The sequence below is a fragment of the Oculatella sp. LEGE 06141 genome, assembly GCF_015207605.1.
GTDB lineage: Bacteria > Cyanobacteriota > Cyanobacteriia > Elainellales > Elainellaceae > Oculatella.
The window spans coordinates 17,825-27,928 of sequence record NZ_JADEWO010000070.1 but is presented as its reverse complement, the minus strand read 5'-3'; the positions used below and the strand labels follow the sequence as shown (position 1 = coordinate 27,928).

The window sequence follows — 10,104 nt, the reverse complement described above, 5'->3', positions numbered from 1 at the left end:
CACCCCTCCTCCCTTAACCACCGCTTCGCCGCTGAGTTACCCCACCCCTGCAACGCCCTCTGTTGCTCAAGCGCCACCCTCTTCTAGCGCGGCGTTAACGCCTCCAGCACTGCGGTTTCAGGGGGTTTACGTGCTGCAAGGCGATGAATCGTCTGCACGGGCACGGTTATCGGGGCTATATCCCCTCTCGCCACGGGTACAAGCGGGAGCAACCCTGGATTTAACCACGGGTGAGGCATTTGCCGATTCTCCTGATGAAGGATTGAGCATCAACGAGTTATATATTGCGGCGGCTCTGGAAAACGTTCCCAATTTGCGGTTTGTATTGGGTCAATTGGATCTAACTTCGTATTTCGATCGCAACAGCTTTGCCAAAGATGGCGCGTCGCAATTTTTCAATCCGGTGTTTCAAACGAATCCGGCTCTGGCGGCAACGGCCATTAGTTCGCGTCCGGGAGCGCTGGTCAACTGGAGCATTACCGACACCTTAGAAGCCCGCGCGGCGGTCTTTTCGTCGGCTCGCAGCATTGGCGATTTTGCCCTGGATGCCTTTGCTGGGGAAGTGGGGTTGCGGTTGGGGAATGCCATTATTCGCGGCACTTATGTCAGCGCTCGCGATGGCGGGTCAAACAGCGGCTTCGGCGAGATTTTCTCGATCGATCGCGGCGACGGTCAACGCGGCCCCTTTGACGATGACCGGGAAGAATCCTATGGCATCAATGCCGAATATTTTATCCCCGAAATCAACATGGGAATTTTTGGGCGCTACGGACGCTACGAAAACCGCGATCTGGATGAAGGGGGCGATACCTACAGCGGGGGTGTCAGTTTCCTGGATGTCTTTAGTGAGGGCGATCGCCTTGGCTTGGCCTATGGTCGTGGTTTATCGAACCAGCGCTTGCGGCGCGAGGATGATAGAAATCCAGATGTGCTGGAACTGTTTTACGATTTCCGGCTGCTGCCCAATCTGCGGCTGGGTTTAACGCTGCAACAGCTTAATGAATTCTCTGAATCCATTGCCGGACTGCGAATCAGAACAGACTTTGACCTCATGGGTGGAGGAAATTAAACAGCATGATTCAGCATGAAATGAGGGTGGCTCCCCGCTGGCAGATCGTCTGGAGCGGCTTGCTGGGTCTGAGCCTGATCATGAGTCCGCTGGTGATGAGCGTCGGCCTGATGGCGGCTCCGGCGATCGCGCAGTCGGTGCCGTCCTCGATTCGCCGCGCCTATACCCTGATGGATCAAGGACTGGTGAATCAGGCGATCGCTCTGTTTGAACGAGCCTTGCGGCAGTATCCGCAATCGCCAGAAGGACGGCTGGGATTGGCGATCGCCTATCGTCGGGCGGGACGGGATGCCGATGCGCTACAAGCCTACGAGCGAACATTGGAGGTTGACCCCAACAATCGGCTGGCCTTGATCAGTATTGGCGTGCTGGGCGGCTATCGCCCGGAGTGGCAGGTGCGAGGGATTGCAGCCTTAGATACGGTGCTGGCGATCGCTCCCAATGATATGGAGGCCAGAATCCAGCGGGCGACGTTGTATCGCTATCAAGGTCGATTTGAGGAGGCGATCGCTGACTACAACTTGGCTCTACAAGCGAATCCTTCTGCTGATACAGTGCTGGGCGCGGCTCAGGCGTATGCCTATGGTGGCTATTATCAGCAAGGGTTGGAGCTATTTAACCGCTACGCTCAATTGACCAGAAACCCAATTGAAGGCGCGGCGGCGATTCCCTATGCGATCGCGCTTCAGGAGCGGGGCAATTCGGCTCAGGCGGTGCAAATTCTAGAAACAGAACTGCGCCGCACCCCGGCCATCAACGGCACCACCATCCGGATGCGAGCCGCTTTAGCGGTGGCCTATGCCGCCAGCGGGTTATCCGACCAGGCTAACTCGGTGTTGCAGCCGCTGCGGGGTCGGCAAGACTCGCGCATGATTTTGGCGCGATCGCTCAACCAACTGTGGCGATATAGCGGCAATCCGGCGTTTGCAGAAGAGGCGATCGCGTTGTATCGCCAGGTTTTAACCCGGGCACCCAACCTGACCATTGGCATCGGTCGAGAAATAGCGGACGTTTTGAGCGGCTTCCCGTCCGAGCAAGCCACGGCTCTGAACCTCTATACGCAGTTGGTGCAGCAGGCTCCGGACGATCGCGGCTTGCAGATTCAGCAAGCGGCGCTAGGGCGAGAATTAGGCGTGATTTCGAAAGCGGAATTTCTGCAACGGTTACAAACGGCGTTACAGCCTTTTCCAGCCGATCCGGTGCAACAGCGGTTAGTGGCGCGATCGCTCACCCAGCTAGATTCTCCCGACCCAGAACTGCTGCCGATTTATCAGACCCTGCTCAACGCCGATATCAATGAGCCACTGCTCAACATCCGCACAGCTCAGATCTACATTCAGCAAAATGAACTGAATGCGGCTCGCAATGCGCTGGCCGCATATGCTGCAACCCCGGAAGGACGAGACCCGTTGATTGCCCAATTACTGCTGGCTGAAATTGACCGCCGGGACGGCAACCTGGATGCCAGCGCTCAGCGCTATGAAGCCATTGTTGCCAGCAATCCCAGGGACAACGGCATATTGACTGGCGCTCTGCAAGGACTGGCCGGAGTGCGGCAAACCCAGGGGCGTGTGGGGGAGGCGATCGCCATCTATGACCAGATCATTCTGCGAAATCCTCAAGACGTTGCCAAACCGCTGGGACGAGCAAGCTTAGCCTATCGCGCGGGGTTGATGTCGGACACGGACGCGGAAGCCATCCTCAATGCCTGGTTAGCCAGCCGCCCTCTAACCGATACCCCACCGGAACTGTTCAGCCTGGTAGGCGTGCTGCCTGCCTCGCCCCAGCGAGACCCCCTCTACAGCGCCCTGCTGCAAGCCGACCCAAATAACGTGCCGATTCAGTTGCGGCAGGTTCAGGTGATTGCGGCTCGGAACCCGAACCAGGCTAAGGAGCTGGTCAATCAGCTAGTGGCTCGCAATCCAGATAACTTGAATGCCTACTTTGTGCAGGGGCAACTGGCGCAAGACCTGGGCGATTTGCGCTTGGCGGGTCAGTCTTACGAACGAATTCTCGATCGCTTTCCCAACAATACCGATGCGCTGACGGCACTGGGGGGCGTGCGCTTTCAGCAGCGTCGCTTAGATGCGGCTGCCCAACTGTATCAGGATGTGCTGGCGATCGAACCAACTAATCCCACCGCACAAACGGCATTGATTGGCTTAACTGCCGCCCAAGGCAGACGACTGGATGCCTTGCAGCAGCTTGAGCAACTGCAATTTCAGCACACCGCTACTGGAGTCCAAGATGAAGCGCTATCTCGTCAAATCCAAGAAATCCAGGAAGGCTTCTTGCAGCAGCGAGGCTTTCAGCCACCCTGGGAACGGTATTAATGGTGTTGAAGACGCTCATGGTTAAGTCCATTTACCGTGACTCTTCGCTGCGGTTTACGGTCGAAGGGGGAACCTGGCCTTGCCTCATTCTGCTTACCCTGCTCAGCGGATTGGCACTCTCTGGCTGCGACACTCGCCCGCCGTCAGCCCATCAGCCTGATGCGGGGAATGGGTCTGCTGCGGCCAGTGCTGCTGTTCGCCCCATGTCTACAGATGAATTGCTGCAACAAAGCTGGCACGCCTATAAACAGCGCTTTATTCAGGCGGATGGGCGAGTCATTGATCGAGAAGCGGGCGATCGCTCCACTTCGGAAGGTCAAGCTTATGCGATGCTGCGTGCGGTGTTTATGAATGACCCGACAACCTTTGATCGCACCCTTAACTGGGCCGAGGCAAACTTGCAGCGACGTGCCCCCGACGGCAGCCAGAGCGATCGCCTCTGGGTGTGGAAGTGGGGGCAACAAGACCGCAGCAACTGGGGCGTGATCGATGCCAACTTTGCCAGCGATGGCGATCTGGATGCCATCACCGCGCTGATTCTGGCCTCCCGCCAGTGGAATCGCCCGGATTACCTGGCATTAGCGCGGGGCAAACTGCACGACTTGTGGACATTGGCGACCGTTGCAGGGAACGGGAACAGGCACTATTTCCTTCCTGGTCCCAAACAGGTGTTTCAGCCCGAAGCAGACCGCCTCTATCTCAATCCCTCTTACTTAGGCACCTATGCCTTTCGCCTCTTTGCTCAGGTCGATTCCGAGCATGATTGGCTGAGCCTGGTGGAAAGCAGCTACTGGGTTCTCAACGAATCGGCCCACCTTTCGAGGCTGAGTTTACCGAGCGATTGGGTGGCTCTCAATTTAAGAACCACCACCTTTGAGCCAATGGATCATCCCCACCTGAAAAGCATCTATGGGTTTGATGCATACCGCGTCTGGTGGCGAGTGTCGCTGGATGCGGCCTGGTTTGGCGAACCTCGGGCACGACGCTACCTCCAGCAGCATTTACCCGCCTTGCAATCCATGTGGCAATCCGCGCAAGCAGAGGTGAACTCATCAAGACCCACGATTCCGGCTCAGTTTGACCTGGATGGACAGCCATTGGTGAGTTACGACTCGATCGCCCAATATGCGACGCTGTATGCCGCATTTGAGCAGATTGATCCAGCGATCGCGGCAGAGATCCGTCAACAAAAGCTGATGCCAGCCTATCGAGACGGATTCTGGGATAACGATTCGGCCTACTATACCCAAAATTTAAGCTGGTTCGGATTGATCTCATCTACTGATATTGCTACTCGCTGGCTACAGCCCTGACCTGATTTTGCTTCAAGCCCCATTCATCTAATCATTACTGCTATGGTTCGTTTTCTGTATCACAGGCTTTTTACCTGGTTTCATCGTAATCGCGTTGCATCTGCCGACCCTCGCACCCCGCACCGTCGTGGGCGATCGCGTTCCCTGATTGGGCTGGTGTGTCTACTGTGCCTGGGGGTAGGCATTGGATTGATCCCGATTGTGGCTCATGCTCAAGAGAGCGATCGCGTTCAGCCCGCTGCTCCGATGGCTAGAGACATTACGTTACCTCGATCGTCCCAACGTCCGGTTTACCAATCCCCGGTTCGAACCGTTGCAGGTGACTCTCGATCGCCGCAGATTGTGGCTCAGGCGGCTCCAACTCCGGCGCAATCGCCAGCCTCGCAAACTGAATCAGCACCAGCATCTCCGGCTGAGACGGCTGAGACGACTGGGACGACTGAGGCGGCTGAAACACCTGCCAGTGAATATAGTCTGGAGTTTAACCGCAGCCCCATTGTGGGCAGTCGCTTGCGCCTGCAAGGCGTTTATCCTGAAACGCGATTGGGCTTCAGCCGTCCACGCGATTGGGAAGTGACCGCTGCAAAGGCGTTGATTCGGTTTCAGCACTCACCATCGTTGTTGGGCGATCGCTCCAATCTCACGGTGCGGGTGAATGATACCAGCATTGGCAGTGTTCCCCTCAACCGGGAGCAATCCCAGGTGGGGCAGGTGTTGTTTAACATTCCGCCGACCCTGCTGCAAGATTTCAATGACATCTCCCTGCTAGCCGAACAGCAAACGTCTGAAACCTGTACCCATCCATCTGATCCAACCCTGTGGACTGAGATTCTGCCCGACTCTAAACTGATCTTTAACTATCAACCACAGCCGATCGCCCTGGATTTTAGCCGCTATCCTTATCCCTTCATTGATTCGCTGAGTCTGGAGCCAAATCAACTGGCCTATCTGCGTCCTGGTCGCTACAGCGAAACCTGGCTAACAGCAGCCAGCCGTTTCCAAACCTCCGCCGGACGTTTAGCCGATTTTCATCCGCTCAATACGCGGCTGGTTACAACTGTGAACGAGGTCAACCCCGATGAACGGCTGATTGTGATTGGCACCCCTGCCGAGCAACCCGCACTGGCAAATCTGATACTGCCCCTGCCGCTACGCAATGGTGTATTGGTAGACGGAAACGGTAGCCCCTTACCCAATGATGTGGGGGCGTTGATGTTAACAACCGCCAATGATGGTACCGTTCCAGTGTTGGTTGCCAGCGGCAACTCCGCAGAAGGCGTACTGAAAGCGGTGCAGTTCCTTGTACAGTCGCAAACCAGCCAGATTGGAACAGGGGACGCGATCGCCGTCACCACCCTGAGCGATACGCCCTCTCCGTCTCCGCGCACCTGGTCTGGTTATCTTCCGGTTGAAGATACCTTTCAGCTCAGTTCACTAACGACAGCCAACAGAGAGCCGTTTCAAGATGTAACGGTCTACGGCACGAACGCACCGGGGATTCAGGTGCCCTTCCGAGCATTGCCAGACGATCGCTTTATGCGCGGCAGCCGCATGACCGTTCACTACAGCTACAGTTCTCAAATTGACCCACGCACGTCAGCGATCGAGGTGAAGTTAGACGGTGTTGCGATCGGCTCGAAGCAATTAAGCTATCGGCAAGGCGGGCGAGAATCCTTTGATCTGAATTTGCCAGCCGATTTGATTCAGCCCAACTCCGTGTTAAGCGTTCAGTTTGTGTTGCATCCGCGGGTGCCCGGTGCCTGTGGTCTGGTGGTTGACCATCAACTTTGGGGCACGCTGCACACCGATACCCGCTTTAACCTGAAGCGAGCCAATGTGGTGAACGTTCCCAATTTGCAACTGCTGCAAACGGGTTATCCGCTCACTGCGCCACAGGATCTGTCGGCGGCGGCGGTGGTGGTTCCCGATTCGCCCAATGATGAAGAGGTGTCAACCTTGTTGGCTCTAGGCGAACGGATGGGTCGCCTCAGCCGCGCCGAGTCGGTCAAGCTTCAGGTGTATCAAGCCGGAACTATTCCGGCGGATATCAGAAACGAGCGAAATTTGGTTGGGATTGGTACCCGCGATCGCTTCCCTTTCCCGGAAGTGCTTCAGGATTCGGGTCTGCAATTAGCCAGTTTTGATGTGCGCCAATGGCAGCAAAGCCAGATTCAAACCTCGCCAGACACAGAAGGAGTAGTTAAAGAAGTGGTCTCACCCTGGAACCGCGATCGCCAGGTCTTGGCGCTCACCGGGCAGAGCGAGCAGGGCTTACGAGAAGTACAAGCCCTGTTTAAACGCGACCCGCTCTTTTCGCAACTGCGAGGCGATACGGTGTTGATTAGCCGCAATCAACAAAATCCATCTCCCTACGATGCCAGCGGCTATACGCTGCAAGTGCTTCAGCAATCGCCACAGCGACAAATCGAGCGCACGGGATTCTTCAACCGCATCACTCTGTATCTGCAAGACCACTGGTATGTACTGCCCATTGGCATTGTGCTGCTTGGGATCTTGCTCTACGGCATTTCCCAACTTTATCTCAACCGCATTGATGTATCAGGAGGCTCACGATGACCCATCCGACCTCTCCACTTCATCCCGAACAGGTGCCGAGCTGGCGACCTCGGCTGACGCGCTGGTTTCTCAAGATACCGGGCTGGTTTGAACATCTCCTGCCCGGAGTCGGCAAGTGGCAGCTTTTTTGGCTGGTGATCGGGTTGTTGCTGCTCTCTATCCCGCTGATCGTTGTGCCGCTGACGGTCACACAGCAGATTATTGTATCAATTGTCCTGGTTACAATTGGCTGGCTGATTGTCTGGACAGAACAGCGCTATTCGCACCGGGAAACTAGCCAAAATCTGCATGTGTTTCTGGCGTGGTTGAGTATTATCGCTACTCTGCGGTATTTGTATTACCGCACCAGTTACACGCTGAACCTGGATAGCTGGGTCAATGGTTTCTTCAGCATTATGCTGTATGCGGCAGAGCTGTATGCGATCGCCACGCTCTTATTGTCTTACTACCAAACGTTGAAGTTGCGCGATCGCCAGTCGGTCGATCTCAGTGTGATTCCGCTACGGGACTGGTTTAGCGTTGATATTTACATTCCGACCTATAACGAAGATGTGGCGATCGTTCGGAAAACGGCTTTAGCGGCTCTGGCGATCGACTATCCAGACGACAAAAAACGGGTTTATGTCCTGGACGATGGGCGAAAATTTCCAGAGCGGCGGGAAAAGCTGCGCCGGATGTGCCGGGAGCTAGGCTGCACCATGCTAACGCGGGATAACAACGATCACGCGAAGGCGGGCAACATCAATACAGCCATGCAGCGCACCAAAGGCGATCTGATCCTGATTCTCGATTGTGACCATATTCCCTCGCGCCCCTTCTTAAAGGAGACGGTGGGTTTCTTTTATACCCCGGAGGTGGCGTTGGTTCAAACTCCGCACTGGTTCTACAATCCCGATCCCTTTGAGCGCAATTTAATGACTCAAGGACACATTCCCGTCCATAACGAACTGTTTTATAAAGTGATTCAAAAAGGGAATGACTTTTGGAATGCGGCTTTCTTTTGTGGGTCAGCAGCCGTGGTGCGTAAAGCATATGTGCAAGAAGTTGGCGGTATTGCGGTAGAAACCGTCACAGAAGACTGTCATACCTCGCTGCGTTTACATTCGCGCGGCTATACGTCGATCTACTACGACAAAATCATGGTGGCGGGTCTGGCTCCCGAAAAGTTCTCCTCGTATGTGGGGCAACAGGTGCGCTGGGCGCGGGGAATGGCACAGATTCTGCGGCTAGAAAACCCGTTGTTTAACTCTCGGCTAAAATTATCGCTGTCTCAGCGGTTATGCTATTTTTCTGCAACGTCCCACTTCTTCTTTGGCTTTCCCCGGTTAATGTATGCGGTAGCGCCCATCCTCTTCTTGCTGTTTGGCATCAACCTGATTCGCGGATTAGGTGTGGAAACGCTGGCTTACGCACTGCCGCATATCGTGTTGGGTTTGAGCGCCAATTATGTGACTCAGAAGAATGTGCGCTATTCCTTCTGGAATGAGATTTTTGAGTATGCTCTGGCGTTCCATAATGGCATCGTTACGTCGCTAGCGCTGATCAATCCAAAACTGGGTAAGTTTAACGTCACCGATAAAGGGGTATCAGTGACCCAGCGTAACTTTGACTGGACTTCGGCGCGAGTGGCAGCCTTTGTTACCTTCCTGTTGGTGCTTTCGCTGCTGACGGTTCCTTTCTGGCTGGTGCTACAACCGCAGGTCACGGAAGCCGTTATCATTAATGCCCTGTGGAGCCTCTTTAATCTGGTATTAATTGGAGCCGCTCTCCTGGTAGCCTTTGAGCAACCGCAACTGCGACGAACCCATCGGCTGAATCGTCAGCTTACAGCGATTACCCACAGTACAAATCAAACGCGCATCGGTCAAACCATTGACGTTAGCGAAAGTGGGGCACGCATTCTGTTAGATAGCTGGCCTAATTTACCCGATGTGATTGATCTGGAACTGGTGGGCGATTTTGGAGCGCGGGTATCTTTAACGGCTCAAGTGATTCGAGTTGATCCATTCAATGATCATCAAAGCATGTTGGCTGTTAACTTCATTGATATGTCGCAATCGCAGTATGATGCGCTGGTGCTGGTACTGTATTCGGATGTGGCGGAGTGGTATGCACAAGACCGTCAAGAAATTGATAAACCGCTAGATTCACTCCGATTTCTGGCAACGGGCTTGCTGCGAGTCTTCCGCGAGCCAAAACCTGCCCATTCGACGCGGGTTCGCAAACACATTCAGGCTGCTGTCCAGTTGTGTTGGGAAGGGCAGTTTTATGCTGGCGTTGCTACCGCGATGAATTCCCGCTCTTTGCGCCTAGAGCTGGATACAGACTTTATTCCAAATTTAGAATGGTTAGATTACGCTCATTCTCCGGTGGGGGTGTTGATCAGTCAACATCGGGACGATCCTGCTCCGGTGCGGTTAGTAGGGGAGGTTCACCAGATTGAGTCCAGGATGGCTGAGCGGCATGAGCCATCGTCGCGGCTCATCACAGCCGTAGAATCGCTAACCATTGAGCTGGTGTTTCCAGAGCATCTCGATCGGCGGCAAGGACAACGCATCAAACAGCTTCTAAGAACGCTGGAATAGCGAGCGGTTCTAAACTGTGTGTGATGGTTGGGTGGCACGGCAACTCGTGTCACCCAACGTCTTTAATTGGGGCAATGTAAGAGGGTGTTTGAAAAGTATCTTTTACGTCTCGGTAGGGGCGAAGCATTCGAATCAGGATGGCTGGAACAACCGAGACATGTCTACCGAATGCTTCGCCCCTACACCTATCGGGTAACTAATCAAACTTTTAAAACATTCTCTAAAGC

Annotated in this window: 4 protein-coding genes and 1 pseudogene; all 5 read left to right on the top strand. The window is 54.7% G+C overall.

What is annotated here, in order from left to right; all coding sequences use genetic code 11:
* Window positions 1-1,069: pseudogene (locus tag IQ268_RS28045) on the top strand (porin); the annotation flags it as partial.
* 5 nt (window positions 1,070-1,074) lie between these two features.
* Complete coding sequence (locus tag IQ268_RS28040) at window positions 1,075-3,402, top strand: tetratricopeptide repeat protein (RefSeq protein WP_228035794.1); 2,328 nt, start codon at window positions 1,075-1,077, stop codon at window positions 3,400-3,402.
* Window positions 3,403-3,419: 17 nt separating this feature from the next.
* Window positions 3,420-4,715, top strand: coding sequence for a glycosyl hydrolase family 8 (locus tag IQ268_RS28035; RefSeq protein WP_193886048.1), 1,296 nt, complete (start codon window positions 3,420-3,422; stop codon window positions 4,713-4,715).
* A 42-nt stretch (window positions 4,716-4,757) separates the two neighbouring features.
* Window positions 4,758-7,292 (top strand): cellulose biosynthesis cyclic di-GMP-binding regulatory protein BcsB, encoded by a 2,535-nt coding sequence (locus IQ268_RS28030; protein WP_193886045.1) that lies wholly within the window; start codon window positions 4,758-4,760, stop codon window positions 7,290-7,292.
* Complete coding sequence (bcsA, locus tag IQ268_RS28025) at window positions 7,289-9,877, top strand: UDP-forming cellulose synthase catalytic subunit (RefSeq protein WP_193886043.1); 2,589 nt, start codon at window positions 7,289-7,291, stop codon at window positions 9,875-9,877. The genes IQ268_RS28030 and bcsA overlap by 4 nt, the downstream gene beginning before the upstream one ends.
* The last annotated feature ends 227 nt before the right edge of the window (window positions 9,878-10,104 follow it).